The organism is Pantoea sp. ABR1s, assembly GCF_057812235.1.
In genome coordinates, this window is sequence record NZ_CM173823.1 from 129,535 (window position 1) to 154,681 (window position 25,147).

Annotated in this window: 27 protein-coding genes; 9 read left to right on the forward strand and 18 right to left on the reverse strand. The window is 55.4% G+C overall.

The window, feature by feature from the left end:
* Window positions 1-44: 44 nt before the first annotated feature.
* Together rph and pyrE are read left to right on the forward strand one after the other, a co-directional pair.
* Window positions 45-761 carry a ribonuclease PH gene (gene rph, locus ACXKZD_RS00590; RefSeq protein ID WP_010258378.1) on the forward strand — a complete coding sequence of 239 codons (717 nt, stop codon included), beginning with the start codon at window positions 45-47 and terminating at the stop codon, window positions 759-761.
* Window positions 762-810: 49 nt separating this feature from the next.
* Complete coding sequence (pyrE, locus tag ACXKZD_RS00595; protein ID WP_031591887.1) at window positions 811-1,452, forward strand: orotate phosphoribosyltransferase; 642 nt, start codon at window positions 811-813, stop codon at window positions 1,450-1,452.
* Between the two features lie 41 nt (window positions 1,453-1,493).
* On the opposite strand, the gene slmA is transcribed toward pyrE, so the two are convergent.
* The 3 genes from slmA to coaBC all read right to left on the reverse strand — a co-directional run bounded on the left by slmA (window position 1,494) and on the right by coaBC (window position 3,867).
* Window positions 1,494-2,090: a nucleoid occlusion factor SlmA gene (slmA, locus tag ACXKZD_RS00600; RefSeq protein ID WP_192034182.1), complete on the reverse strand. Its 597-nt coding sequence runs from the start codon at window positions 2,088-2,090 to the stop codon at window positions 1,494-1,496.
* A gap of 120 nt (window positions 2,091-2,210) precedes the next feature.
* A complete protein-coding gene (gene dut, locus ACXKZD_RS00605; protein WP_022624903.1) occupies window positions 2,211-2,669 on the reverse strand; it encodes a dUTP diphosphatase in 459 nt (152 codons plus the stop codon).
* The gene (gene coaBC, locus ACXKZD_RS00610) at window positions 2,647-3,867 is read right to left on the reverse strand and encodes a bifunctional phosphopantothenoylcysteine decarboxylase/phosphopantothenate--cysteine ligase CoaBC (protein ID WP_029519510.1); all 1,221 of its coding nucleotides are present in this window, start codon (window positions 3,865-3,867) and stop codon (window positions 2,647-2,649) included. Before coaBC ends, dut begins: the two co-directional genes overlap by 23 nt.
* Window positions 3,868-4,047: 180 nt before the next feature.
* On the opposite strand from coaBC, the gene radC reads away from it, so the two are divergent.
* From radC to mutM, 4 genes are all read left to right on the forward strand, one after another.
* Complete coding sequence (gene radC / locus ACXKZD_RS00615) at window positions 4,048-4,704, forward strand: RadC family protein (RefSeq protein ID WP_010258361.1); 657 nt, start codon at window positions 4,048-4,050, stop codon at window positions 4,702-4,704.
* Between the two features lie 241 nt (window positions 4,705-4,945).
* The gene (gene rpmB, locus ACXKZD_RS00620) at window positions 4,946-5,182 is read left to right on the forward strand and encodes a 50S ribosomal protein L28 (protein ID WP_006121249.1); all 237 of its coding nucleotides are present in this window, start codon (window positions 4,946-4,948) and stop codon (window positions 5,180-5,182) included.
* Between the two features lie 19 nt (window positions 5,183-5,201).
* Window positions 5,202-5,369: a 50S ribosomal protein L33 gene (gene rpmG, locus ACXKZD_RS00625; RefSeq protein WP_003024094.1), complete on the forward strand. Its 168-nt coding sequence runs from the start codon at window positions 5,202-5,204 to the stop codon at window positions 5,367-5,369.
* A 69-nt stretch (window positions 5,370-5,438) separates the two neighbouring features.
* On the forward strand, window positions 5,439-6,248 hold the full coding sequence (gene mutM / locus ACXKZD_RS00630; protein WP_488981811.1) for a bifunctional DNA-formamidopyrimidine glycosylase/DNA-(apurinic or apyrimidinic site) lyase: 810 nt from the start codon (window positions 5,439-5,441) through the stop codon (window positions 6,246-6,248).
* On the opposite strand, the gene coaD is transcribed toward mutM, so the two are convergent.
* The 11 genes from coaD to rfaD form a co-directional block, all read right to left on the reverse strand.
* The gene (gene coaD, locus ACXKZD_RS00635; RefSeq protein WP_488981812.1) at window positions 6,245-6,724 is read right to left on the reverse strand and encodes a pantetheine-phosphate adenylyltransferase; all 480 of its coding nucleotides are present in this window, start codon (window positions 6,722-6,724) and stop codon (window positions 6,245-6,247) included. The genes mutM and coaD overlap by 4 nt on opposite strands.
* Entirely contained in the window at window positions 6,721-7,497 is a 777-nt protein-coding gene (locus ACXKZD_RS00640) for a glycosyltransferase family 2 protein (protein WP_045139504.1), read from the reverse strand. Before ACXKZD_RS00640 ends, coaD begins: the two co-directional genes overlap by 4 nt.
* Complete coding sequence (waaA, locus tag ACXKZD_RS00645) at window positions 7,497-8,771, reverse strand: lipid IV(A) 3-deoxy-D-manno-octulosonic acid transferase (RefSeq protein ID WP_010672092.1); 1,275 nt, start codon at window positions 8,769-8,771, stop codon at window positions 7,497-7,499. Before waaA ends, ACXKZD_RS00640 begins: the two co-directional genes overlap by 1 nt.
* A gap of 92 nt (window positions 8,772-8,863) precedes the next feature.
* Window positions 8,864-9,997, reverse strand: a complete 1,134-nt coding sequence (locus tag ACXKZD_RS00650) for a glycosyltransferase family 4 protein (protein ID WP_010672091.1) — start codon at window positions 9,995-9,997, stop codon at window positions 8,864-8,866.
* Complete coding sequence (gene rfaQ, locus ACXKZD_RS00655; protein ID WP_010672090.1) at window positions 9,990-11,066, reverse strand: putative lipopolysaccharide heptosyltransferase III; 1,077 nt, start codon at window positions 11,064-11,066, stop codon at window positions 9,990-9,992. The genes ACXKZD_RS00650 and rfaQ overlap by 8 nt, the downstream gene beginning before the upstream one ends.
* Before the next feature lie 73 nt (window positions 11,067-11,139).
* Window positions 11,140-12,126, reverse strand: a complete 987-nt coding sequence (locus ACXKZD_RS00660; protein ID WP_238697683.1) for a glycosyltransferase — start codon at window positions 12,124-12,126, stop codon at window positions 11,140-11,142.
* Window positions 12,127-12,453: 327 nt separating this feature from the next.
* Window positions 12,454-13,458, reverse strand: a complete 1,005-nt coding sequence (locus ACXKZD_RS00665; RefSeq protein WP_010258267.1) for a glycosyltransferase family 8 protein — start codon at window positions 13,456-13,458, stop codon at window positions 12,454-12,456.
* 9 nt (window positions 13,459-13,467) lie between these two features.
* Window positions 13,468-14,544, reverse strand: a complete 1,077-nt coding sequence (locus tag ACXKZD_RS00670) for a glycosyltransferase family 9 protein (RefSeq protein ID WP_022624909.1) — start codon at window positions 14,542-14,544, stop codon at window positions 13,468-13,470.
* Entirely contained in the window at window positions 14,541-15,518 is a 978-nt protein-coding gene (rfaC, locus tag ACXKZD_RS00675) for a lipopolysaccharide heptosyltransferase RfaC (RefSeq protein WP_010672086.1), read from the reverse strand. The genes ACXKZD_RS00670 and rfaC overlap by 4 nt, the downstream gene beginning before the upstream one ends.
* Window positions 15,506-16,561, reverse strand: coding sequence for an ADP-heptose--LPS heptosyltransferase RfaF (rfaF, locus tag ACXKZD_RS00680; protein ID WP_033759227.1), 1,056 nt, complete (start codon window positions 16,559-16,561; stop codon window positions 15,506-15,508). The genes rfaC and rfaF overlap by 13 nt, the downstream gene beginning before the upstream one ends.
* 17 nt (window positions 16,562-16,578) lie before the next feature.
* Window positions 16,579-17,511, reverse strand: a complete 933-nt coding sequence (gene rfaD, locus ACXKZD_RS00685; RefSeq protein WP_010258257.1) for an ADP-glyceromanno-heptose 6-epimerase — start codon at window positions 17,509-17,511, stop codon at window positions 16,579-16,581.
* 230 nt (window positions 17,512-17,741) lie between these two features.
* Here rfaD and ACXKZD_RS00690 point away from each other — a divergent pair, with 230 nt between their 5' ends.
* On the forward strand, window positions 17,742-18,938 hold the full coding sequence (locus ACXKZD_RS00690; RefSeq protein ID WP_033759222.1) for a glycine C-acetyltransferase: 1,197 nt from the start codon (window positions 17,742-17,744) through the stop codon (window positions 18,936-18,938).
* A gap of 10 nt (window positions 18,939-18,948) precedes the next feature.
* Window positions 18,949-19,977 (forward strand): L-threonine 3-dehydrogenase, encoded by a 1,029-nt coding sequence (tdh, locus tag ACXKZD_RS00695; RefSeq protein WP_033759221.1) that lies wholly within the window; start codon window positions 18,949-18,951, stop codon window positions 19,975-19,977.
* A gap of 28 nt (window positions 19,978-20,005) precedes the next feature.
* Here the strand turns inward: tdh and ACXKZD_RS00700 are convergent, their stop codons facing one another.
* The 4 genes from ACXKZD_RS00700 to envC form a co-directional block, all read right to left on the reverse strand.
* Window positions 20,006-20,917, reverse strand: coding sequence for a hypothetical protein (locus tag ACXKZD_RS00700; RefSeq protein WP_033759220.1), 912 nt, complete (start codon window positions 20,915-20,917; stop codon window positions 20,006-20,008).
* Window positions 20,910-22,139, reverse strand: coding sequence for a glycosyltransferase (locus ACXKZD_RS00705; RefSeq protein ID WP_033759218.1), 1,230 nt, complete (start codon window positions 22,137-22,139; stop codon window positions 20,910-20,912). The genes ACXKZD_RS00700 and ACXKZD_RS00705 overlap by 8 nt, the downstream gene beginning before the upstream one ends.
* A 104-nt stretch (window positions 22,140-22,243) precedes the next feature.
* Window positions 22,244-23,146: a divergent polysaccharide deacetylase family protein gene (locus ACXKZD_RS00710; protein ID WP_052061768.1), complete on the reverse strand. Its 903-nt coding sequence runs from the start codon at window positions 23,144-23,146 to the stop codon at window positions 22,244-22,246.
* Window positions 23,147-23,149: 3 nt separating this feature from the next.
* Complete coding sequence (gene envC, locus ACXKZD_RS00715) at window positions 23,150-24,451, reverse strand: murein hydrolase activator EnvC (RefSeq protein WP_029519509.1); 1,302 nt, start codon at window positions 24,449-24,451, stop codon at window positions 23,150-23,152.
* Between the two features lie 252 nt (window positions 24,452-24,703).
* Here envC and ACXKZD_RS00720 point away from each other — a divergent pair, with 252 nt between their 5' ends.
* Complete coding sequence (locus ACXKZD_RS00720; RefSeq protein WP_010258234.1) at window positions 24,704-25,135, forward strand: rhodanese-like domain-containing protein; 432 nt, start codon at window positions 24,704-24,706, stop codon at window positions 25,133-25,135.
* Window positions 25,136-25,147 lie beyond the last annotated feature (12 nt).

Here is a 25,147-nt window from a genome sequence, read left to right on the forward strand (position 1 = left end):
TCCGTATAATGCGCAGCCAATCATTAGCAAGCCGGAGAATACCCATGCGTCCAGCAGGCCGTAGCGCACAACAGGTGCGTCCAGTCACATTGACCCGCAATTACACCAAACACGCAGAGGGTTCCGTTCTGGTGGAATTCGGCGAAACGAAAGTGCTTTGCACTGCCTCGGTAGACGAAGGGGTTCCGCGTTTCCTCAAAGGCCAGGGCCAGGGTTGGGTAACGGCCGAATATGGCATGCTGCCGCGTTCGACCCACAGCCGTATGGCGCGTGAAGCCGCAAAAGGCAAGCAGGGCGGCCGTACGCTGGAGATTCAGCGTCTGATCGCCCGTTCACTGCGCGCCGCGGTTGATCTTAAAGCGCTGGGTGAATTTACTATTACGCTCGACTGTGACGTGATCCAGGCCGATGGCGGCACTCGCACCGCATCAATCACCGGAGCCTGCGTGGCGCTGGCTGATGCGCTGAACAAGCTGGTGGCCAGCGGCAAACTGAAAGCGAACCCGATGAAGGGCATGGTCGCGGCGATTTCAGTGGGCATCGTCAAAGGCGAAGCGCTGTGCGATCTGGAGTATGTTGAAGACTCAGCCGCAGAAACCGACATGAACGTCGTGATGCTGGAAGATGGCCGCATGATCGAGGTGCAGGGCACTGCCGAAGGCGAACCGTTCAGCCATGAAGAGTTGCTGACGCTACTGGCGCTGGCTCGGGGCGGAATTGAGGAATTAATTCAGGCGCAGAAAGCAGCGCTGGAAAATTGATGTAACAGGCGACCTCAGAGTCGCCTTTTCTTTATTTGAGGAGTGAGAAATGAAAGCCTGGCAGCGTCAGTTTATTGAATTTGCCCTGAACAAGCAGGTGCTGAAGTTCGGTGAGTTCACTTTGAAGTCCGGGCGTAAAAGCCCCTATTTCTTTAATGCTGGTCTGTTTAACAGCGGACGGGATTTAGCGCTGCTGGGACGCTTCTACGCGCAGGCGCTGGTGGATGGCGCTGTTGATTTTGATCTGCTGTTCGGCCCGGCCTATAAAGGCATTCCGATTGCCACCACCACGGCGGTGGCGCTGGCGGATCATCATGACCGCGATGTGCCTTACTGCTTTAACCGTAAAGAAGCGAAAGATCACGGCGAAGGTGGCCTGCTGGTTGGCAGTCCGCTGCAGGGCAAAGTGATGCTGGTGGACGATGTGATCACCGCAGGCACCGCGATTCGTGAGTCGATGGATATTATCGGCGCGCACAACGCCACTCTGGCAGGCGTGCTGGTCTCGCTTGATCGTCAGGAGCGTGGACGCGGAGAAATGTCGGCGATTCAGGAAGTGGAACGTGATTACGGCTGCAAAGTGACCGCGATTATAACGCTGGCAGACCTGATTGCCTGGCTGGAAGAGAAGCCTGAGATGGCCGATCATCTGGCTCAGGTACGTGCCTATCAGAAAGCGTACGGGATTTAACAGAGGCGGGCGCAATGCCCGCCTTCTCTTTCTTTTACGCTTTACGCCAGCTGGGCGGCAATCAGCGGCCAGCGAGCCTCAAAGTCTGCGGTAGGACTGAAACGAAACTCAGAACGGACATACCGTGACAGTAAACCCTCACAGAATGCCAGCAACTGACTTGCCAGCAGCGCCTCATCAGCCTGAAAGGCTTTGCCCTCGCGCATTTTCCGTTCCCGCATCACCTGTCGCAGCTGCACTTCAATCCGCTCAAACAGCTGATTGATGCGTCCCTGCAGTCGGTCCTGCTCAAACATCAATGCATGGCCGGTCAGAATGCGCGTCAGTCCCGGATTACGCTCACCAAATCCCAGAATCAGTTGCACGATCAGACGCAGACGCGTCATGGTCTCTTTTTCATCCTTGAGGATCAGATTGATGCGGGTAATCAGACTGTCTTCGATAAACTCAATCAGGCTATCGAACATTCGTGTCTTACTCGGGAAGTGACGATACAGCGCCGCTTCGGAAACGCCCACCGTGGCTGCCAGTTTGGCTGTGGTAATGCGCTGACTGCCATCACCCGACTCCAGCATCTGCGCCAGCGCCTGCAAAATCTCTTCGCGACGATTCCGCTTCGCGACTTTTTTTTCTGCCATGACCTTAAAGACCCCTGAAATTCACCTAAAAACAGGCAACACCTACGCATCTGCCACAGGAACGCGTCCTGTGGCGATGAGGAAAAAATAACGGGCGTAAGTGAAAGTCGGTAATGCGGGTTACTGGCGACCGGAGTGGCCGAAGCCGCCTTCGCCGCGCAGGCTGGCGTCGAAATCTTCGACCAGGTTAAATTCCGCCTGCACCACCGGTACAAAGACCAGTTGTGCCATGCGATCGCCGGGTTGCAGCGAGAAGCTTTCCTGGCCGCGATTCCAGACCGAGACCATCAGCTGTCCCTGATAGTCGGAGTCAATCAGACCCACCAGGTTGCCCAGCACGATGCCATGTTTATGGCCAAGGCCTGAGCGCGGCAGGATCACAGCGGCCAGATCGGGGTCGGCAATATGAATTGCCAGGCCGGTCGGAACCAGCGTTGTGGTGCCTGGTGCGATGTCGAGAACATCATCAATGCAGGCGCGTAAATCTAACCCAGCGGAACCTGAAGTCGCGTAGGTCGGCAGTGGAAACTCTTTGCCGACGCGCGGATCCAGGATTTTAACGTCTATTTTTTTCATCATAACGGCTGACAATCTCGTCTATTAATTGTTGGCCAAGGAGTGACTTATCGCTGAGCGGTAAGCGTTTTTCTCCATCCTGCCAAAAAAGGTGAAGAGCATTGGTGTCGCTATTAAACCCCTGTCCGGCTTTAGCGACGTCGTTAGCGCAGATCAGATCCAGATTCTTGCGCACCCGTTTTTGCCGGGCGTATTCTTCCACATTCTGTGTTTCAGCAGCAAATCCAACGACGAACGGCCGGTTTTCCTGAAGTGCAGCGACGCCGGCAACAATATCGGGATTCTTTACCAGGTTCAGCGTGACGTTATCATCGCCGCCCTGTTTCTTGATTTTATCGGCCGCAATATCGGCTGCCCGGTAGTCTGCCACGGCTGCGCTTGCAATGAAAATATGTTGTTTATCTATCTCACTCATGACGGCGGCCTGCATCTCCAGCGCGCTGGTCACATCAATTCGCCGCACACCCGCTGGCGCAGACAGGTTGACCGGGCCGCTGACCAGCGTGACCTGTGCACCGCGTCTGGCGGCGGCGGCGGCAATAGCAAAGCCCATTTTGCCGGAGCTGTGGTTAGTGATGTAGCGCACCGGGTCCAGCGCCTCACGGGTAGGACCGGCGGTAATCATAATGTTGAGATGTTGCAGATCGTTGACGGGCGTAGCCCACTGCACCGCATGGTCAACAATCACCAGCGGGTCGAGCATCCGGCCCGGCCCGACATCGCCGCAGGCCTGGCTGCCGCTGTCCGGTCCCCAAATCAGCACGCCACGCGCCTGCAGGCTCTGCAGGTTATGCTGGGTCACCGCCGCACGATACATCTGCTGATTCATAGCGGGCACCACTGCCACGGGTGAGGCCGTCGCTAACACGGCGGTCGTCACCAGATCGTTTGCCATACCGGCAGTAATACGGGCAATCAGGTCAGCAGTGGCCGGTGCCAGCACAATAAGGTCGGCCCATTTTGCCAGTTCAATATGACCCATCGCCGCCTCCGCTGCCGGATCAAGCAGATCGTCAAATACCGGATAGCCGGAGACAGCCTGCAGGCTGAGCGGAGTAATAAATGCTTTCGCCCCCTCTGTCATCATCACGCGGACATCAGCACCGCGATCGCGCAGGCGGCGCACCAGCTCAGGTGCTTTATAAGCAGCAATACCGCCGCTCACGCCAAGAAGAATTTTTTTGCCGGCTAATCCCATCATGATGTTGGCCTCACTAAGCTCTCTGCCGCTCGCGGCGGCGAATGCACGGACTTTATCACAAAAGCGCGGATGCGCCTTTTCACTGACTGCGTTTGCGAGCCGTCTCGTAGATTGCAGCTTCACTGATAGCTGCACTCTTCATGATGGGCCATGCTGAGGCTCATCTCAGGGAGAGCGGACATGAAAATAAAGGGACCACGGGAAAAACTCCGGAAGCTGGGTGCGCATGCCCTCAGCGATACCGAACTACTGGCCATTTTTCTCCGTACCGGATCGCCTGGACAGAACGTCCTGGAGCTGGCCGGACAGATGCTGGACGGTTTTGGCTCGCTTTATCAGCTCATGACGTCAGACAAAGCGGCATTCGGTGAAATCAAAGGGGTCGGCGATGCCAAGCTGGCACAGCTTCATGCGATTGCCGAACTGGCGAAGCGTTTTTTCGCCAGTAAGCTGGCCCGCGAAAGCGCAATGGAAAATCCACAAATCACGCGCCAGTATCTGCAAAGTCTGTTAGCCCATCAGGAGCGTGAGATCTTCATGGCACTGTTTCTGGATAATCAGCATCGGGTGCTGCGGGCACAAAATATGTTCTCTGGTTCCATTAACAGCGTGGAAGTTCACCCCCGCGAGATCGTCCGGGAAGCGCTGAAGCTCAATGCTGCCGCTCTGATACTGGCGCATAATCACCCGTCGGGCATGGCGGAGCCGAGCCGTGCAGACCGTGAAGTGACCCATAAAGTCAGCGAAGCCTGCCAGCTACTCGACATCCGTCTGCTCGATCATCTGGTGATTGGTCATGGCGAATATGTCTCCTTTGCCGAGCGGGGATGGCTCTGACAGGGGGAAATTTCACGCCAGGTGGCGGCTTTTTGCCCGATCATTCGGGATCTTTATCTGTTCGGGACTTGAGCACTTGGGCTGAGCGGCGTATACTACGCCACCTTTGAGAATCTCGGGTTTGGCGGTTAGGCCAGCTTAGCGGGTTCCATGGAATTCGCCTGGCGGGCTGCAAGCCTGACGAGGCGGCCCAAACCTAATTTTTAAAGCTCGAGCTGATTTGATTTTTGGAGATATTGACATGTCACGAGTCTGCCAGGTAACTGGAAAGCGTCCGGTGACGGGTAACAACCGTTCCCACGCAATGAACGCGACGAAACGCCGTTTCCTTCCGAACCTGCACTCACACCGTTTTTGGGTTGAGAGCGAGAAGCGCTTCGTTACTCTGCGTGTATCTGTTAAAGGTATGCGTATTATTGATAAAAAGGGCATTGATACGGTGTTAGCCGATATGCGTGCCCGTGGTGAGAAGTACTAAGGTACTAAGGAACTGAATCATGGCTAAAGGTATTCGTGAGAAGATCAAGCTGGTTTCCTCTGCTGGTACAGGTCACTTCTATACCACCACGAAGAACAAACGTACTAAACCAGAGAAGCTGGAACTGAAAAAGTTCGATCCGGTTGTACGTCAGCATGTGCTCTACAAAGAAGCTAAAATTAAGTAATTTTAGTGTTCTGCTAAAAACCCGGCTCCGGCCGGGTTTTTTGTTTGTGTAAAACGCTGAGGAGAGGGTATGCCAGAGTTGCCAGAGGTTGAAACCAGCCGTCGCGGTATCGAACCGCATTTGGTCGGTGAAACCATCCTTCACGCCGTGGTGCGTAATTCACGTTTGCGCTGGCCTGTTTCGCAGGAGATCCTGGCGCTAAGCGATCAGCCGGTGCTCAGTGTGCAGCGCCGGGCGAAATATCTGCTGCTGGAGCTGCCGCATGGCTGGATCATTATCCACCTTGGCATGTCCGGTAGCCTGCGCGTGCTGTCAGAAGAGCTGCCAGCGGCGAAGCATGACCATGTTGATCTGGTCATGAGCAAAGGCAAAGTGCTGCGCTACACCGACCCGCGCCGCTTTGGTGCCTGGCTCTGGAGCAGCGATCTGGCGGGCAGCAGCGTGCTGGCACATCTCGGGCCGGAGCCGCTTAGCGAGGAGTTTGACGGCGCTTACCTGTTTGAGAAGTCACGCGGCAAGCGGACGCTCATCAAGCAGTGGCTGATGGATAACAAAGTGGTGGTGGGCGTGGGCAACATTTACGCCAGCGAGTCACTGTTTACCGCCGGGATCATTCCCGATCGTGCTGCCGGCAGTCTGTCGCAGGCCGAAGCGGAACTGCTGGTCAATACCATCAAAGCGGTGCTGTTACGCTCCATTGAGCAGGGCGGAACCACACTGCGTGACTTCTTGCAGAGCGACGGTAAACCTGGCTATTTTGCACAGCAGTTACAGGTTTATGGGCGAGCAGGCGAACCCTGCCGGGCATGCGGTACGCCGATTGTCAGCGGCAGACACGGGCAGCGCAGCACCTACTGGTGCCCGAACTGCCAGCATTAAGCCAGTTTAGCCAGCAATGCCTGATGCACCGGCGCGGGCAGGAAGGCGGTAACATCGCCGCCGTGACGCGCCACCTCTTTGACCAGCGAAGATGAGATAAACGAGAAGCCTTCAGACGGCATCAGGAAAACACTCTCCAGCGTTGGCAGCAGGTGACGATTCATCTGCGCCAGCTGCATTTCATATTCAAAGTCTGACACCGCACGCAAGCCACGAACCAGCACATTCGCCTGCTGGTCACGGGCGAAATTCGCCATCAGGTCGCTGAATCCGACCACCTCAACGTTGGGCAGATGGGCTATCACTTCACCGGCCAGCGCCACGCGCTCATCCAGGCTGAACATTGGTTTTTTGCTGGGGCTGGCGGCAACGGCCAGAATGACCTGATCAAACATCTGCGCTGCCCGCGTCACGATGTCGAGATGGCCGAGCGTCACAGGATCGAACGTTCCGGGATAGATGGCTTTCATAATCATACTCGCCCTTTTGCCGAAGCATGATTCAGCGCCCAGAGGGCTGAATATTTATTGAAGGTATATTGCGCATTGACCACCGCCAGAATCCAGCCCTGTTTTCCGTCGAGAAAACCGGCACGCAGCAGCAGGGTTTTCATAAACGCGCCCAGCGTATGGCTGAACAGAGAAAACAGGCTGCAACGCTTACCGCGCCGATGGCGCTCCGTAGCCCAGGCTTCGGCATAAGCCAGCTGCTTGCGCTGAAAGGCGATTAAATCGCGGCAGGTCAGATGCTGCAGATCGCCGGGTAATGCCACCACCGGCGCGCCGTCACTCTGCAGTGATTCATGCACCAGATTGTCATTGTAGCGGAAGGTGCGAGGATAGAGTCGCATTACTCGGTCAGGATACCAGCCGCTATGGCGCATAAAGCGGCCGAGAAACAGATTACTGCGGCCCAGGCTATAAACCGTACGGCTGGGTGGCGCGACCAGCACCTGCTCAATCGCGGCGCGCAGTTCAGGTGTCACGCGTTCATCCGCATCGATCATCAGAATCATGTCGCCGGTGGCATAGTGCTGCGCGCGCTGGCGCTGGATACCATAGCCCTGCCAGTCATCATTGAGGTAGACCTTCGCCCCAGCCTGTGTGGCGATGTCGACACTGTTGTCATGGCTGCCTGAGTCCAGCACGATAATTTCATCGGCCCAGCTGACCGAGGCCAGGCAATCAGGCAGCAGTTCCGCTTCGTTTTTGGCGATCATCACCACGGAAAGACGTTGGCGTGCTGACATTAGTGGGCCCGTGGTGGCAGATGCGGTTCGAGTAACTGTAGCAGACGCTGTAGCGCACCCTGATTCTGGTGCAGCACGTCTACCGCATGACGTCCGTAATAACGGCGGTAATCATCATCCTGTAACAGGTTGGTGACCTCTTTTTCCAGCGAAATCACGTCGGTGACGGTGATCAGCCCCTGGCCTTCCTGCAACTTGCTGCAGATATCTTTGAAGTTCCAGATATGGGGTCCCATCAGAACCGGAAGCGCATGGGCAGCAGGCTCCAGCGGGTTGTGTCCACCCCGTTCAACCAGGCTGCCGCCGACAAAGGCCAGATCGGCAATGCCGTATAGCAGCATCAGTTCGCCCATTGAATCTCCGATGACCACCTGCGTTGAGCCAGACGGGATCTCGCCGCTGCTGCGCAGGATAAAACTGAAGCCGCGTTCCTGCGTCAGTTCACGGGCATCGTTAAAACGCTCGGGATGGCGGGGCACCAGAATCAGCAGCAGATCCGGGAAGGTCTGCAGCAGGCGGCGATGGGCATCCAGCACAATGGCCTCTTCACCTTCGTGCGTGCTGGTGGCGATCCACACCGGACGGCGCGGCGCCCACTGACGACGCAGCGTCACCGCTCTGGCGGCCAGTTCTGGCGTCACGGAAATATCAAACTTCAGGCTGCCGGTAATCGTTAGTTGAGAACGTTTCAGGCCCAGGCTCAGGAAACGGTCGCCATCTTCCGCATTCTGCGCCGCGATAAGCGTGATGCTCTGCAACAGCCGGCGCATGAATTTACCCAGCTTGCGGTAGCCTTTGGCCGATCGGGCCGAGAGGCGGGCATTGGCGATCACCAGCGGAATATTACGCTGGTGCAGAATGCGGATAATATTCGGCCACAGCTCGGTTTCCATGATGATCACCAGGCGTGGGTTGACCGTATCCAGAAAACGATTAATCGAACCCGGCAGATCATAAGGCAGATAGACGTGATGCACATCTTTGCCAAATGCAGATTGCGCGCGTTCAGAGCCGGTAGGCGTCATGGTGGTGACGGTAATCGGCAGGGTCGGGTAACGATGACGCAGAGCGCGCACCAGCGGGATCGCAGCCAGGGTTTCACCCACAGAGACCGAGTGCAGCACAATGCCGTCGGGCTTAACTTTGCCGATACAATAGCCATAGCGTTCTGCCCAGCGTTTGCGATAGGCAGGCGCTTTACGACCGCGCAGCCACAGGCGCAGCCAAATCAGTGGCTGAATTAAGTAGAGCAATGCGGTGTAAAAGGTCGTCATAGTTACCGTTACAGCAAATTCGCGTCTAAAAGCAGATTAAAATCAGATGGCGGCATGTTATCAGAAACCCCGCATGCACTCATCCCACATTGTCAGTTGCTGCTCAGGACCTGCTGATAAAGCGAAGTCAGCGCCTGCGCCAGCCGTTGTGGACCATAAGGTTCAATTTTGCGCCGCGCCGCGTCACCCATTCGTGAATCGACGGAAAGCGCCGGTAATGCATTAACAGCCTGATTTAACCCGTTGATATCCAACGCATCACAGACGAAGCCTTCCTGACCAGCGGTAATAAATTCTGCGCCACCGCAGCCAGTGCTGGTAATCACCGGTAAGCCGCAGGCCATCGCCTCCAGTACCACATTAGGAAAAGGATCGTAGAGGGTGGGCAGCAGCAGGCCATCAGCCGCGTGATAGAACGGCTGCACATCCTGCTGTACGCCGACAAAGCGCAGGCGGTCCAGACAGTTAAGCTGATTTGCCAGCTGCTGATACCGCTGCAGTTGCTTATCCTGACCCACCACAATCAGATAACGGTCGCTGGCAGCCAGCGCCTGTATCGCCGCTTTCAAGCCCTTGCGTTCGAAGCCGGAGCCGACATAAATCAGTACGGTGGCCGCATCGGGCAGCGCCAGCTGCTGACGGGTGGCGCGACGTGCTGCTTCCGTGGCGGGCTGGAAACGGCTGGCGTCGATAGCATTATGAATAACGTGGATTTTTCCGGCGTCGAGCGAGAAACAGCGCAGGATATCGCGCTTTACCATCTCAGAATTACAGATCACCGCTTTCAGCGTCGGAGAGTTAAACATCTCCGCTTCCGCCTGCAGGACATAGCGATGATAAGGGCTGAGCACAGCACTCAGTCGTTGCCACGATGAGACGATGCGGGCGCGCTGTTCCAGCCAGACGCGATGAACACCATCACCCGCGCGAAAAATATCACAGCCCGCGATGCGCTCGTGGCTTTGCACAATATCGAACTTTTCGCGCTCCCAGCAGGCGCGTGCTGCAAGGGCAAAACCGCGCTCACGGGATACCCGGCCCAGCTTTGCAGGATTACAGATATGCAGATGCCAGTCAGGATTGGGTGTGCCCTGCCAGCTGCGGGTAATGATGTTGAGATCGAGTTGCTCGCTGCCCAGCGCTTCCAGCGCGCGCGAGATAAAACGCTCGGCACCGCCATCCGGACGATATTTCTGCCGGACAATCGCCAGCCGTAACTTACTCATTCAGATAGCTCCTCGCTGCCGCGACCACATCCTTCACCGGAATGGCCGACAGATAACGCTGGTCTGTTTTGGTGTCGATGGAATCGGGTGAGGGCAGCGGGCCATAATCACCCGCCCAGATGACATGATTGTTGTCGCCCCATGGCCGCCAGTGCTGCAGCTTGGTCGGGCCAAACAGCGCAATACAGGGCGTTTCAAGTGCGGCGGCCATGTGCATTGGTGCAGAGTCGACACCAATAAACAGTCGGGCATGATCGATAAGCGCCGCCAGCTGTGGCAGAGTAAACTGACCGGCCAGCGAAACCACATCCGGCGATGCACACAGTGCCCGAATGCGGTTGATCATTGCCAGCTCCTGTTTGTCCGGCCCGGCGGTCAGCACCACTTTGCGGCCCGGCTGCGCCAGCTGATCGAGCGTGGCGGCAACACTCTCCTCTTCCCAGCATTTAAAGCCCCAGCGTGAGGTCGGCTGCACCACAATATAGGGCGCGGTTACCTGGTGTTCTGCCAGTCGGGTCAGCACAATTTGCTGGTCAGCGTCGCTGTAGTGCATTGAGACACGTGCGCCGTCGCTGCTGATGCCGAGGGGTGCCAGCGCCGACATATTCTGCTCAACGGTATGCAGCTTGCTGTGATTGTGTGTGGAGACCAGCTGGTTGTGACACCATCGCCACAGGACGTTATCACGTTTTTTATAGGCAAAACCGATGCGAACGGGTGCCGCAGAGAGCCGCGTAATCAGGGCAGCCCGCCACTGATCGGCCAGATTAATCACCAGATCATAATGTGCGTCACGTATGGCGCGAATTAATGCACGCTCATGGCCCAGCTTGCGCCAGGTGCCCTCCTGCTTCCATTTACGATCGATGACGTGCAAATGGCGGATAGCCGGATGCGCTTCCAGCATCGGACGCGTCTCCTGATAGAGCAACACGTCGATGCTGGCCTGCGGATAACGCTCATGAAGCGCATTGATGGCGGGCGTTGTGAGCAGCATGTCACCATGATGGCGCAGCTTAATCAGTAATATATTTTTTGGAGAGATGTTTGCTGGAGTCAGGCTGGCCATAAACAAGAGTTCTCAGAATTCAGTGAACCGATTGTAGGGCAAACCCTTTTTAGGATAAAGCCAGCCTCAAAGGTTATTTATCACGCCAGCGATAGAGCCGGGCCAGCCACAACAGCAACTGATACCACTGCTTAATTCCCCGGGCGTTGCGTAACATGCGCAGGTGTGTCCGGGTGGCGAACAGCTCGGCAATGATTGCCTGGCGTGCGCGGGCGTCAGGCTCACGTCTTACACTGTGGCAAACACTGAGCGCTTCATGGGTCACCTGATAGTGAAACGACGGGTAAATCTTCACGCGGTCACGATAGCGGTCATTGAGCTCTTCCAGCAGTCGCGCAATCTTCATGTAGTGGCGCTGATACTCAACGTTGCGCTCGCCGGTACGTTTGCGATTGCTGATTGAGGCGTCGTGCATATAGTAGCGATAGAGTACCGCTTCGGTATAACGCACGCGTTTTGCCAGCAGCATAAACTCGGTGGTCCAGGGAATATCCTGATGATGCAGGCCGGGTTCAAACTGCAACTGATGATGCTCAATCAGTTCCCGGCGATAGATGCCCAGCCAGACCACATGCATATAACGATGGGTTTTTAGCGCGGTATTCAGCCAGTCGGCACCGCTCAGCACCGGCGTGCTGCGCAGGCGATCCAGCGGAATCAGCGGTTTTACCCGCTGGCTGTGTTTGAAAAACCACTCGGCGTTGCACTGTGCCGCATCCAGATTATCTGCTTCCGCCAGCGTCACCAGCGTCTGATACATATCGGGTTGCATGGTGTCATCCGCATCAGGGAAGGTGACATATTTCCCGCGGGCAATCGCCAGCCCGGCGTTACGGGCGCGCGAGACGCCGCCATTTTCCTGATGAATCACACGAATGTGAGAATGCTGCTGTGCATACTGATCGGCGCGCTCGCCTGAGCCATCGGTTGAACCGTCATCGACGATAATGATCTCAAGCAGAGTCAGCGTCTGCGCCAGCAGTGACTGCATGAACTCATCAAACATGCTGCCCGCATTGTACATCGGGGTAATGATACTCAGCAGAGGAGAAGTACTCATGACAATATCTGCACCAGCATTGTATTCACTGCGAAAGGGCGTTGCCTCGTCATAAATCATTTCCAAATCAGCAGAGTGAAATCAGGGAGTTCACAATTATAAAACGATGTTGCATCCCTGCTTTACTAAAAACCACGCCCGACAATAATAATGCGCTATATGCGCTTTTTTTACGCAATGTGGTCGTGCAGGTAAACAGATTATTATGCTGGCTTGCTGTCAGCGTCGTTATTACAGAGGTCGTGGCAAACAGCCGGCGGGATAAGTGACGGGAAAGTCAGGCGCTGAAATAACAGCGCCCGCATCAATCTGATAAACCTGAGTGTGCTATTGCTCACTCTGCTTAAAAAACTTGAGACTGACATACTTCATCATCCAGCTCAGGCTTTCAGCATACTGTTTCTGATGCCACTTTACGCGGGCGAATCGCTTCATCTCTTTATAATGCTTTGGTGTATCAAGCGGTTGTGAAGCCCAGGGTGAGCGCTGGTAATAGCTGTAGTAGCGGTGGGAAAGATCGCTGCCAGCCCATGCATGCCAGGGTTTGCATTTACCGGTGTAGTGAATCATCACCGTCTCTTCTGGCACGCCCGTGTGATCCCAGACTTTATTGGCGATGATGTCGTAAATGTGGTTATAGCGGTCTGGCAGGATCAGGACCTCATCCTCCAGCACGATATTCAGCGCATCCTGATCGGGAAAACCAAACTCTGCGCCCCGCGTTACCAGCACGTCGGTAATGCGCGCGGTGGTCTGCCTTTCGAGCCAGCGTGGAATATTAATCAGCATAAAGCCGGAGTTGAAATAGTGGTGGTGCTTCAGCCCCAGCCTTGCGCACTGGTTATGTCGCGCTCGCGGTGTGTCATTACAGGCCGCCAGCGTGTAATCAGTGATATCCAGCGTGAACAGGGGAGAGTAGTCGCCCACCACCAGGGTGTCAGCATCAATATAGATCACCCGATCGCTGTAGCTCGCCACGGTTTCCGGGATCAGGAAACGGTAGTGGATACTTTTGGGATAGCGTCCGACTGCAGGCAACTGATCAACCCAGGCACGGTTAAAGATATGCAGCGTGATCGCCAGACGATGACCCGTGGCCAGTGAACGCAGTTTTTCCACATCCTCTTCGCAAAGCGAGTCTGAAAAAACATGGGCGTGGAAAGCGGTATCAGGATGATGGCTGAGAAGTGAAAACAACGTAATGCCCAGGCCACGCGCGTAGGCGTAGTTGATGCCAAACGCAACATGAACCGGATTATCATCCGTGTCAGCAAGCGTGTTAACCAGCAGCTGACTTTGCTGAACGGCCTCAGCAAGAGGGGTAATTGCCATTACGCTTCACTATTCCAGATTATGAGTAATAAACGTTTGTATTCTAGTCAGTTTATCGTGATCCAGCCCGAATAATTTTTCAGCAGGCTGATCAAACTGAAAACGGGTGGCAAAAACGAACGTCGACGCAGCAATATTATCCGGTCCGATAAACAAAACGTTATTGACCGGACGCTGTTCCCGGACTTCACACGGGCCATAAAGCATGATCACCGGTATCTGCTGCGCATCCGCAATATAAGCATTGCCAGAGTCAGAGGAGATGTAGAAATCCATCTGTGCAATGGCCCACGGAACCTCTTCCAGTTTTAGCTCACCAATCAGACTGACGATATTGTCTTTCGGGCCGGTCAGGCTCAGTAACTCATCCAGCCACGGCTGCTCAGCCGGTGGGCCAAACACATAAAAGGTGCAGGGCAGGTCAGCCAGCGACGCCATCAGCTGCTGCCAGATGCTGGCAGGAATGGTTTTAGCCCGGTTACCAGCAGAAATACTGATGCCAATTTTAATACCGCTGCGCGGATTAAGCAGCGCGGCGGGTGGCGCAGGCGGCTGCCAGAGCGGTGAGGTCGCATGCTTAGGGAAATCGGTGTAGCGGTAGTCACGATTAATCAGCTTCAGGTAGCTGTCGAGCGTTAAATCCGTTTTGGTGTGGTCGACAATTCCGCTGGCGCTGCGATAGAAGGTCTTATGGTAGGACTTACGCACATAGGTGCGCAGAAACTGCTTGTTCGGTGCGTTGCAGAGCGCGGCGAAAAACAGGTTCACGCTGTTTGGCTGCACCAGATAGACGTTGTCATAGCGGTTCATCAGAGTGAACGCGAGCTTCAGTTTGGCAAAAAAGCTGCGCTTCGCCTCTTCAATCAGGAAATAGCGGCTGACCGTGTCATCGTGACGCACCAGCGGCTCCACCGCTTTGCTGATAAGCAACTCAGACTGACCCAGCGCACGCAGCATCGGGGTGATATTAATAAAATCACCAATCTTCGCCGTCTGGATGATCAGGCTGCGTCCGGTTGGCCGGTAAAACAGCCGCATTATGGCCCGGAAAGGCAGCAACAGCAGGTAGATCAGCACATAGTTCATGGCATGTTTTCCGTAATAACGGCCCGCAGTTTCTCTGCCACCGTGTCAGCAGTCAGCTCCGCCAGATTATGATTCGGGGCGCTCAATGCCTGTTGGTTCTGCCCGTAACCGCCAATCAGTCCAGGATCGGTCGGACCATAAAGCGTGAGGTTGGGGCGATCCAGTGCCGCCGTCAGATGGCTCAATCCGGTATCCACTGAGACCACCGCGCGTGCGCCCGCCAGCTGTTGTGCTATCGCTTCCAGCGTCAGCTTAGGCAGCACATCGACATGCTCAAATCCTTCTGCAAGGCGCTGCGCACGCTGATGCTCATGTTCAGCACCCCAGGGCAATTTCACCCGCAACCCGCTGGGCTGCATCAGCTCAATCAGCTCTCGCCAGTGTGATTCCGGCCAATGCTTGTTGTCACGCGTTGTGGCATGCAGAAAGACCAGGTAATGATGTGCGTCAGCGGGCAGATGATGCAGGAAGTGTCCGGCAATGGCGTAGTCACCCTGACTTTGCGGCTTTTCATAGCCCAGGCTTTTGGCGAACAGTTCGCGCGTCCGCTCAACCGCGTGCTGTCGCTTACTAACCTCATGGCGGATGTCATACCACCAGCTGGCGAACGGCTCACGTGCGCTACGGCTGTCCTGCCCATGTTTCACCCCTTTCGATAAGCGGGTGACCAGCGCGGCACTTTTGATCAGGCCCTGTGCATCAATCACGATATCGTACTCACGTGACTGTAACGCGCGCTTAAACAGCACGCGCTCTTCACGCTGCTGACTGCCAAACCAGTGTTTGCGCCAGCGGCGAATCGCAACCGGTAACACCTTATCTACTGCGGGATGCCAGCCAGGGATCTGTGCGAAATTCTCTTCCACTACCCAGTCGAAACGGATGCCGGGAATGGCATGCATTGCATCGGTCAGTGCCGGGAGCGAATGCAGCACATCGCCCATTGACGAAGTTTTAACAATCAGGACGTGCATGGCACCTCCTGTGGCGCGAGCAGTTCGCTCAGCGTCTGATGTACACGTTCAGGCTGAATATCGATCAGGCTCTGGTGATAGCCCTGTTCGGCATCGCCTTTGCGCACTTTGTGATAGCCGGTAATCAGGCGAATAATTCGCGCCTGCTTTGCCAGCGGCGGCGTAAAGTCAGGACTGCTTGGTCCATAGAGCGCCACCAGTGGACGATCCAGCGCCGCGGCGATATGCATCAGGCCGGAGTCGTTGCTGACCACGGCACGGCATTGTGCCAGCAGAATCACCGCCTGTTCCAGCTGGGTTTCACCCGCCAGATTACGGCAGTGGCCGCGAGCCTCTTCGGGCAGCGCCGCGATAATCTCTTCGCCGGTCGGGCGATCTTTGGCGGAGCCAAACAGCACGATCTGAAAGCCTTCAGAAATCAACTGGCGGGCCAGCGTGGCGTAGTGATAGTGCGGCCAGCGTTTGGCCGGACCAAATTCAGCGCCCGGACAAAAACCGATGACCGGACGGGTCGCGGCGAGCTGAAACTGTGCGGCCGTTTCAATTTTTTCCTGCTCTTCAACCTGCAGTTTTGGCCACAACAACGGCTGGGGCAGCTGCGCCGCCGACGCAACAGGTGTGTCGTAGCCCAGCGCAACGTAGCGCTCAACCATCAGTGGAAATGCGGCTTTATCCAGCACGCGCAAATCATTCAGCAGGCCATAGCGCATTTCACCGCGCCAGCCGACGCGGCGTTTTATTCCGGCAAAGAAGGGGACCAGCGCCGACTTGAAGGAGTTAGGCAACACATAAGCACGGTCGTAGTGACTGGCGCGCAGCACTTTGCCCAACCGGCGACGCTCACCGATTTCCAGTGCGCCATGCCCAAGCGGCATCGCCAGCGCCTGATTCACCTCCGGCATGCGTGACAACAACGGACGGCACCATGCAGGTGCCATCACGTCAATCACCGCATCGGGATGTTCGGCCTTGAGGGTGCGATAGAGACTTTGCGACATCATCATATCGCCGACCCACGACGGGCCGATTACCAGAATTTTCATCGCCGGAGCAGCTTCCTTTATGCGTTACGGTTCAGCCAGACCATATAGTCAGCGACGCCCTGCGCCACCGTTTTAAATGGCTTGTCGTAGCCGGCCGCACGCAGCTTAGTGAGATCGGCCTGAGTATAGGCCTGGTACCGTCCTTTGAGTTTTTCCGGGAACGGGATGTACTCGATCTGACCTTTCTGGTGGAACTTCAGTACTGCGTCAGCCACTTCCTGGAAGGACTCGGCGCGGCCTGTGCCACAGTTGTAAATCCCGGAGACGCCATTTTCCCAGCACCACAGGTTCACTTCCGCAACATCATCAACGTGGATGAAATCACGTTTAAAGCCGTCGCTGCCTTCAAACAGTTTTGGATTTTCATCGTTGCTGATCTGCGTGTTCAGATGGAAGGCCACGCTTGCCATGCTGCCCTTGTGGCCTTCACGCGGTCCATAGACATTGAAATAGCGGAAGCCGCATACCGGCGAGTTCGCTTCCGGCAGCATCTGACGGACGTAATGGTCGAACAGCATCTTGGAGTAGCCATAAACATTAAGCGGCTGCTCATACTGACGCTCTTCAATGAAATTCTCATTGCGTCCGCCGTAGGTCGCTGCGGAAGAAGCGTAGAGGAACGGGATCTCGCGCTCAAGACAGAAGTGCAGCAGCTCTTTGGAGTACTGATAGTTGTTCTCCATCATGTACTTGCCATCCCACTCGGTGGTGGAGGAGCAGGCGCCCTGATGGAACACCGCTTCTATCGGGCCTAAATCATCGCCCGCCATCACGCTCATCAGGAACTCTTCTTTGTCCATGTAATCGACGATATCCAGGTCGACTAAATTGGCAAACTTGGTGCCATCCTTCAGATTATCCACCACCAGAATGTCGGTGTGACCGCGATCGTTCAGCGCTTTGACGATGTTGCTGCCAATCATTCCTGCGCCGCCAGTTACGATAATCATGTTGTTACCTTCAACGTTGTGGGGTGAAACAGGAGGTTTCACACACGAATACCTCACATCATAACATTTCATCAGGGTGCAGACAGCCAGATGACTCTGTAACGCTTTGTGCGTACATCCTTGCGGCGTGAACTATGCTGCAAAAATGACATTCTGTTGGGCGATTTATCGTGAAGAAGCGGCCTGTTCAGTAAGATATGCCAGATTTTTGCCATCTGAGGAGAGCAATGATGCCTGCGCAATTTTATCAACAACTTCGTCAGCAACTTGATGATGCACGTCAGGAAGGACTGTTTAAACAGGAGCGGATCATCACCTCTGCCCAGCAGACGGAGATCGCGGTTGGCGGCGCTCCGGCGGTGATTAACTTCTGTGCCAATAACTACTTAGGTTTAGCGAACCATCCGGCGCTGATTCAGGCGGCGAAAGAGGGGATGGATTCGCATGGTTTTGGCATGGCGTCGGTGCGCTTTATTTGCGGCACGCAGGATAGTCATAAGCAGCTGGAAAAGCGGCTGGCAGACTTTCTCGGCATGGAGGATGCCATTCTTTACTCCTCCTGTTTCGATGCCAATGGCGGCCTGTTTGAAACCCTGCTCGATGCGCAGGATGCCGTCATCTCTGATGCACTGAACCACGCTTCCATTATCGATGGCGTCCGGCTGTGCAAAGCGCAGCGTTACCGCTATGCCAATAACGATATGGCGCAGCTGCGCGCCTGCTTGCAGGAAGCGCGCGATAAAGGCGCGCGTCATATTCTGATCGCCACCGATGGGGTCTTCTCAATGGATGGGGTGATTGCGAATCTGCCCGCTATCTGCGATCTGGCCGACGAGTTCTCTGCGCTGGTGATGGTGGATGATTCCCATGCGGTGGGCTTTGTCGGGAACGCCGGACGCGGAACCCATGAATATTGCGACGTCATGGGCCGGGTCGACATCATTACCGGCACGCTGGGTAAAGCGCTGGGTGGCGCCTCCGGTGGCTACACCGCCGCAAAAGCAGAAGTGGTGGAGTGGCTGCGCCAGCGTTCCCGTCCCTATCTGTTCTCTAACTCGCTGGCCCCGGCCATTGTTGCCGCCTCGCTGCGGGTGCTGGATCTGCTCAGTGAAGGCGACGGGCTGCGTCAGCGTCTGTGGGACAACGCCCGTTACTTCCGGGAGCAGATGACGGCGGCGGGCTTTACGCTGGCGGGAGCCGATCACGCCATTATCCCGGTGATGCTGGGTGAAGCCAGCGTCGCCCAGGAGTTCGCCCGCCTGCTGCAACAGGAAGGCATCTACGTTACCGGCTTCTTCTATCCGGTGGTGCCAAAAGGTCAGGCACGCATTCGCACCCAAATCTCTGCGGCGCATACCCAGCAACAGCTGGAACGTGCGGTGGCGGCCTTTATCCGTATCGGCAAACAACTGGGCGTTATCGCCTGAGGAGTCCGTCATGAAAGCACTCGCCAAACTGAAGAAGGAAACGGGCATCTGGATGGTGACCGATGCGCCGGTTCCGGAGCCGGGCCACAACGATTTGCTGATTAAGATTCGCAAAACCGCTATCTGCGGTACCGATGTCCATATCTACAACTGGGATGACTGGTCGCGCAAAACCATTCCGGTACCGATGATTGTCGGTCATGAATATGTGGGGGAAGTGGTTGCGATAGGACAGGAAGTGAAAGGCTTTACGATTGGCGATCGGGTCTCGGGCGAAGGGCACATCACCTGCGGACATTGCCGTAATTGCCGTGCCGGGCGAACGCATTTATGCCGTAACACAATGGGTGTAGGCGTTAACCGCCAGGGCTGCTTTGCGGAGTATCTGGTTATCCCGGCCTTCAATGCGTTCAAAATTCCCGACAACATTTCCGATGAGCTTGCGGCAATCTTTGATCCGTTCGGCAACGCCGTGCATACCGCGCTATCGTTCGATCTGGTGGGTGAGGATGTGCTGATATCCGGCGCGGGTCCTATCGGCATCATGGCCGCCGCGGTCTGTCGCCATGTCGGCGCACGTAACGTGGTGATCACAGACATCAATGAGTATCGTCTGTCACTGGCGCGCAAAATGGGCGTCACGCGCACGGTCAATGTGGCGAATGAGGATCTGCGAGACGTGATGCACTCGCTGGGCATGACGGAGGGATTCGATGTCGGACTGGAGATGTCTGGTGCACCGCCTGCCTTCCGTTCATTGCTGGAGGTAATGAACCACGGAGGGCGGATTGCACTGCTGGGCATCCCGCCGGGTGAAATGGCGATCGACTGGAACCAGGTGATCTTCAAAGGGCTTTTTATCAAGGGCATTTATGGCCGGGAGATGTTTGAAACCTGGTATAAAATGGCGGCGCTGATCCAGTCCGGGCTTGATTTAACGCCGGTTATTACCCATCGCTATGGAATCGACGATTTCCAGCAGGGCTTTGATGAGATGCGCTCTGGACGCTCGGGAAAGGTGATACTGAGCTGGGATTAAAACTGCGGCCGCCAGAGCGGCCGTATGATTAGCTCTGTTTTTTCTCTTCATCGGTCAGGTAGCGCACTTTGCGCGTGTAGTCCTGGCCTTTGAAGTTCAGCGGCTGTTGCGGATCGGCGAGGTATTTTTGCCATTCCGACAGCGGAAAGCCGCCATGTGCGCCTACCACTTCAGGCGGGATCACCGCCGACTGACCGCCAATTTTCTTTGATACCGGCCAGTTAGCCCATTCGCCCAGATTGACGGTTTTAATATCCAGCATGTCCAGCAATACCGCGAGCGGCAGCTGGTCAGTAGGCGGCTGGCTGTCGTTCATTAAATTCCAGGTATCATTAAACAGCGTCAGCCACAGCGGTGAAATACGCTGCCAGACTTCACGGGTGGCAGCCAGGTAAGCCCCATTCACGTGATCCACCAGCCAGGGCCGGATACTGTGCGGGTAGTAGGCGGGAATCGCCTCTTCCGGCGCATCAGCCAGCTTGGCAATCATTTTCCCCTGACGAAAACTGGAATAGAGATGGCCGGGCTTCATCATGATCTCCGGCATCTTAAGCAGATTGAGGTCGGAATCGATCATCAGAATGCCGTCGCCTTTTGCCTGTAAGGGCGCCTGCAATTTAATCAAACGACTGCGATAGATCTGCTTGTAGCGATAACTCTCTTCCCGATGCGGGACATCCAGCGTCGCCACGCGGGTTTTTACTGGCAGGCTGCCAAAGGCGTGAGCCGGCTGATCGCTGACAATCACGATCTCTTCAGCCTCTGTCGCAAAGCGCGCCGCAAAATCGGCACTGAGCAGGGCCTCTTCGATATAGTCCGCGCCGGTGCAGGGGATCACGACAGAAGTGACCGGTACAGTGCCCTGAACCTCTTTCTGCGAATAAGGCAGGTTATGACTCGCCCTGATATGGCGATAACGGGGATTTAAAAAATTAAGCATGAGGTTTCTTTTTCACGACGCTTTGCAAAATATTCTCGACGCCGCTGATATAAGTTTCAATAGCGTACTGTTCACGTACGCGTTTCGCTGCCGCATTGATCAGGCGTTGACGTAAATCCGCATCCTGCCACAGCGCGGTCAGATGCTGGGTCAGTTGCACCACGTTGCCATAGTCAAACAGCAGCCCGGTTTCGTCATGACTGATCAATTCGGCAGTACCGACCACGCGGGATCCCACTACGGCGGTATTCACCAGCATCGCCTCCAGCACAACCCTTGGTAATCCCTCACTGCGTGAGGCAAGAATAAACGCATCAAAGGCAGTGAGGTAATCCAGCGCGTTGTTCTGAAAGCCGGTAAAGACCACGTGCTGCTGGATGTTCTCTGCAGTAGCGAGTTGCAGCAGATGCTGAAGTTCCGGACCCGCTCCGACCACCACCATCTTCCAGTCGGCATCGGGATTAGCGCGTTTAAAACGGCCCAGCGCCTGCAGAATATGGTGATTAGATTTACGCAATATCAGCGAGCCAATCGTGCCGAACACAAAGGTCGAAGGGGAGAGTTTAAAGCGCTGGCGTACTTCAAGGCGGTCGGGCAGAGGCTGGTGGATGTCGATAGCGTTATTGACGGTAAAACAGCGTTCCGCGTCAACACCGTGGCTGCGCAGGGTGTTATTCACGCCCTGCGACACGGCAATGATCGCCTGGCAATCCTGATTAACCATGCTGACCAGCCGCGGTTCCAGAACCGGATCGATACGGCAGTGTTGCACTACCGCAACATCCAGGCTGCGCGCCGCCAGATAACCTTCCATATTGGTGCTGGGCTGGTTATTCATATAGAGCGTGTCAAACTTCCCCAGCTGCAGCAGTGAGTTGATTTTGCTGGCATTGGGCATAATGCGCCAGTGTGTATCAATCTGATCGATGGCGCGCTTCTTGAGCTTTTTATTAAAAAACAGCAGTGCCCGCGCGACTTCTTTAACAAACTTTGCCCAGCGTGGCTGCCTGATTTGCGGAATAAAAAAGACCGGGATAGCCAGCGCATTCAGCGTGGCCTCAATGGTTTCGTCGTTGCCACGGCTGTAGTTGTGATAGAAGCAGCAGGTGATATCAAACTTTTGACGATCAATACGCTTCAACAGCTCCAGCATACTGTTGGTGCCGCCGCCCCACTCTCTGCCGTTATCCAGCAGCAGGATTTTTTGTTTAATAATCGTCATCCCTATCACTGTTCCTGCACAGCCTGTTATTGCCCGACCCAGGATTATAGTAATTTCTGCGTATAAATGAACGCTAAGCTGAACACTTAGCATTCATAGCAAATTCAGAACAGATTTTTTAGCGTGTTAAACAGCGGGCTGTTATTCACACTTTCCGCTATTACCGTTAAGGCTCGGGTGGCAGGAACCGGCGCCAGCGGCTGTTTCGGCTTACACAGGTCTGCAGGCTGGAAGCGCGGTGTCACCGGTTTTTCCGGCGCCACAGGCGGCCGTGAGTTGCTGCGGAGTGATTCGTTCAGCAGCTGACTGGGGCGAACCAGCGTAACGTCGGCTGGCAATGTGGGTAACATCTGCTGCAGCACCCGCACGGTGTTAGGGTGGGGATGACCAATGGCAATGGCGTAACCGTCGCGCTGCGCCAGTTTCACCGCCCGACTGAACTGCTGGCGGATGGCATTAATATCCTGGCTGTCATCCAGAAATACCCGGCGTTTTAATACCCTGACCTGGGTGCCCTGTGCGGCAGGAACAGCCTGACTGTTAGCGATGGTCATGCTATCCAGAAAGTAGAGATTGTAGTGGTTCAGCGCCTGCATCACTTTCTGCATGCCAGGCAGGCTGGAGGTCATCCTGCTGCCCATATGGTTGTTCAGACCTACGGCATAAGGCACGTTGTTAACCGCATTGCGCATGATGCGGGTAACCTCATCGCTGCTCATCTCCGGCGTTAAGGTATCTTTTTCCAGCGGCTGTTTGCTCAGCGGCGCCATGGGCAGATGGATCAACACCTCGTGACCACTCTGGTGCGCTTTGGTGGCCATTTCACGGGCATGTGGCGCGTTGGGCAAAACCGCCACTGAAATGGCCTGTGGCATCTGCAGGACCTTGTTCTCTTCAGCAGGGCGATAGCCTACGTCATCGATGACAATGGCCAGTTTGCCCGCCTGCGCAGCGTAGCTGAACAGCAGGGCGCTCAACAGAACGGGGATTTTTCGAAGTTGCAGCAAAACCTATTTTCCTAACCACGGGAGTGGGTTGACGGCCTGTCCCTGACGTCGGATTTCAAAATAGAGCGACGGAGTACCGCGGCCACCACTGGTGCCCACCAGTGCGATAGGCTGTCCTGCCTTCACCTGCGTACCCACGCTCACCAGCGCACTTTGGTTGTAGCCATACAGGCTCATATCGCCTTTACCATGTTCCAGCACGACCACCAGGCCGTAGCCCTGTAACCAGTCGGCCATCAGCACGCGGCCATCGGCGATAGCTTTCACCTCGGTACCTTCGCGCGCATCAATCACCAGTCCTTTCCAGCGCAGTTCACCCTGCAGCTGTTCACCAAAACGATGTTCAATGCGTCCGCGTACCGGCCACAAGGCCTGCCCGCCCGCGCGACCGAGTCCACCGGTGCGCGCCACCAGTTCGCGTTCGCTCTGGGTCGGCTGATAGCTGGAGCCTTTGGCTTTCGCCTGCGCCTGACGCTGACGCACTTTTTCCGCCTCACGCGCTTCACGGGCGGCGCGCTCGCGCGCCTCGCGTTCCGCACGGGCGATCTTATCCTGCAGACGGCTTTCGTTCTGACGCATCTCGACCAGATCGGCCTGATCTTTTTCCAGCGCGCTTTCCAGTGTCGTCAGGGTTTTTTTCCGCGCTTCGCTCGCCTGTTGCAGCTTCTGCTGCTGGCCCTGCTGCTGCGCTAATAAGCCTTTCTGCTGCTGTTGCTTCTGCTCCAGCGTGGCGCGTTGCTGAGCTAAGTCCTGACGCGTCTGTTGCAGCGATTCGATACTTTTCTGGCGCGCCGCATTCAGATAGCCGAAATAGGCCAGAATACGCTCGCTGCGCTGACTCTCTTCACCGCCCATCAACAGCTGTACACCGTTGTGCTTACCCTGACGAAACGCCGCATCAAGCTGCTCTGAAAGCAGGTTTTCCTGTTGGGTTTGCTGTTTTTCAAGGCGGGCGATGGAGGTGGCAAGCTGTTTGATTTCGTCATTCAGGGCGTTGAGGCTATTGCGGGTGTCACGCAACTGACGGCTCGCCTGAGCGATGATTTTTTCCTGGCTCTGCAACTGATCCAGTAATTTGCTGCGCTGCAACTTTTGCGCTTTAACGCTTTTCTCTTTTTCAGCGATGTTTTGCTGAATAGATTGCAGCTGAGATTTGCTGTCTTCTGCACTAACGGCGGCCGCAGGCAATAACAGTGCCCCCGCACAAAGCAGGCTAAGGGAGAGGCTGGACAAGTGTGTGAACAACGGCAGGTTATCGCCGTTGGGACGGGTCCTTGTGTGCGAAACGGTTGTTTTTCCCTTCATAGGCCAATGATTATTCCACGATGAACCGCCGCTTACCAGTGCTCCCCACTGGCATTTGCTTTTCCAGTTATGTCCACTTTCACAATGACATGGGTTAAGCCTTACGCCATTTTTGCTATTCAGCCACTTTTTTTGGAAAATGAAGCACAAATCGATACTCTGGCCGCATAGCATCTGTACATGCGAAGTGGCGCAGGTATACTCAGAACCCTTGTTTTAGCTTATTAGCCCGGTCTGGAGTCGTTACCCCTCATGCAAGAAATTATGCAGTTTGCAAGCAATCACCCCATCCTGAGTCTGGCATGGGTCGTTTTACTCGTTCTGGTGATTGTGACTACCGTTAAAGGAATGTTCTCTAAGGTAAAAACGATCAGCCGCGGTGAAGCAACCCGCCTGATTAACAAAGAGGACGCGGTAGTTGTAGACGTGCGTTCGCGCGACGATTTCCGCAGAGGCCATATTTCAGGTGCGCTGAATGTCGCAGCCGCTGAGATTAAAAAAGGCAACATCGACGAACTGGCAAAGCATAAAGCGCAGCCCATAATTGTGGTATGTGCAACCGGACAAAGCGCGGGTGATTCTGCTGCGCATCTCAGCGCGGCCGGCTTTGAGCGGGTTTCAGTGCTGAAAGATGGTATCAGTGGCTGGAGCGGCGAAAATCTGCCGTTAGTTCGCGGCAAATAATCTTACAGAGGT

What these genes read in the sequence shown, in the direction of transcription:
- rph (WP_010258378.1), top strand. Translation starts at nt 45, where the DNA reads ATGCGTCCAGCAGGCCGTAGCGCACAACAGGTGCGTCCAGTCACATTG.
- pyrE (WP_031591887.1), top strand. Translation starts at nt 811, where the DNA reads ATGAAAGCCTGGCAGCGTCAGTTTATTGAATTTGCCCTGAACAAGCAG.
- slmA (WP_192034182.1), bottom strand. Translation starts at nt 2,090, where the DNA reads ATGGCAGAAAAAAAAGTCGCGAAGCGGAATCGTCGCGAAGAGATTTTG.
- dut (WP_022624903.1), bottom strand. Translation starts at nt 2,669, where the DNA reads ATGATGAAAAAAATAGACGTTAAAATCCTGGATCCGCGCGTCGGCAAA.
- coaBC (WP_029519510.1), bottom strand. Translation starts at nt 3,867, where the DNA reads ATGATGGGATTAGCCGGCAAAAAAATTCTTCTTGGCGTGAGCGGCGGT.
- radC (WP_010258361.1), top strand. Translation starts at nt 4,048, where the DNA reads ATGAAAATAAAGGGACCACGGGAAAAACTCCGGAAGCTGGGTGCGCAT.
- rpmB (WP_006121249.1), top strand. Translation starts at nt 4,946, where the DNA reads ATGTCACGAGTCTGCCAGGTAACTGGAAAGCGTCCGGTGACGGGTAAC.
- rpmG (WP_003024094.1), top strand. Translation starts at nt 5,202, where the DNA reads ATGGCTAAAGGTATTCGTGAGAAGATCAAGCTGGTTTCCTCTGCTGGT.
- mutM (WP_488981811.1), top strand. Translation starts at nt 5,439, where the DNA reads ATGCCAGAGTTGCCAGAGGTTGAAACCAGCCGTCGCGGTATCGAACCG.
- coaD (WP_488981812.1), bottom strand. Translation starts at nt 6,724, where the DNA reads ATGATTATGAAAGCCATCTATCCCGGAACGTTCGATCCTGTGACGCTC.
- ACXKZD_RS00640 (WP_045139504.1), bottom strand. Translation starts at nt 7,497, where the DNA reads ATGTCAGCACGCCAACGTCTTTCCGTGGTGATGATCGCCAAAAACGAA.
- waaA (WP_010672092.1), bottom strand. Translation starts at nt 8,771, where the DNA reads ATGACGACCTTTTACACCGCATTGCTCTACTTAATTCAGCCACTGATT.
- ACXKZD_RS00650 (WP_010672091.1), bottom strand. Translation starts at nt 9,997, where the DNA reads ATGAGTAAGTTACGGCTGGCGATTGTCCGGCAGAAATATCGTCCGGAT.
- rfaQ (WP_010672090.1), bottom strand. Translation starts at nt 11,066, where the DNA reads ATGGCCAGCCTGACTCCAGCAAACATCTCTCCAAAAAATATATTACTG.
- ACXKZD_RS00660 (WP_238697683.1), bottom strand. Translation starts at nt 12,126, where the DNA reads ATGAGTACTTCTCCTCTGCTGAGTATCATTACCCCGATGTACAATGCG.
- ACXKZD_RS00665 (WP_010258267.1), bottom strand. Translation starts at nt 13,458, where the DNA reads ATGGCAATTACCCCTCTTGCTGAGGCCGTTCAGCAAAGTCAGCTGCTG.
- ACXKZD_RS00670 (WP_022624909.1), bottom strand. Translation starts at nt 14,544, where the DNA reads ATGAACTATGTGCTGATCTACCTGCTGTTGCTGCCTTTCCGGGCCATA.
- rfaC (WP_010672086.1), bottom strand. Translation starts at nt 15,518, where the DNA reads ATGCACGTCCTGATTGTTAAAACTTCGTCAATGGGCGATGTGCTGCAT.
- rfaF (WP_033759227.1), bottom strand. Translation starts at nt 16,561, where the DNA reads ATGAAAATTCTGGTAATCGGCCCGTCGTGGGTCGGCGATATGATGATG.
- rfaD (WP_010258257.1), bottom strand. Translation starts at nt 17,511, where the DNA reads ATGATTATCGTAACTGGCGGCGCAGGAATGATTGGCAGCAACATCGTC.
- ACXKZD_RS00690 (WP_033759222.1), top strand. Translation starts at nt 17,742, where the DNA reads ATGCCTGCGCAATTTTATCAACAACTTCGTCAGCAACTTGATGATGCA.
- tdh (WP_033759221.1), top strand. Translation starts at nt 18,949, where the DNA reads ATGAAAGCACTCGCCAAACTGAAGAAGGAAACGGGCATCTGGATGGTG.
- ACXKZD_RS00700 (WP_033759220.1), bottom strand. Translation starts at nt 20,917, where the DNA reads ATGCTTAATTTTTTAAATCCCCGTTATCGCCATATCAGGGCGAGTCAT.
- ACXKZD_RS00705 (WP_033759218.1), bottom strand. Translation starts at nt 22,139, where the DNA reads ATGACGATTATTAAACAAAAAATCCTGCTGCTGGATAACGGCAGAGAG.
- envC (WP_029519509.1), bottom strand. Translation starts at nt 24,451, where the DNA reads ATGAAGGGAAAAACAACCGTTTCGCACACAAGGACCCGTCCCAACGGC.
- ACXKZD_RS00720 (WP_010258234.1), top strand. Translation starts at nt 24,704, where the DNA reads ATGCAAGAAATTATGCAGTTTGCAAGCAATCACCCCATCCTGAGTCTG.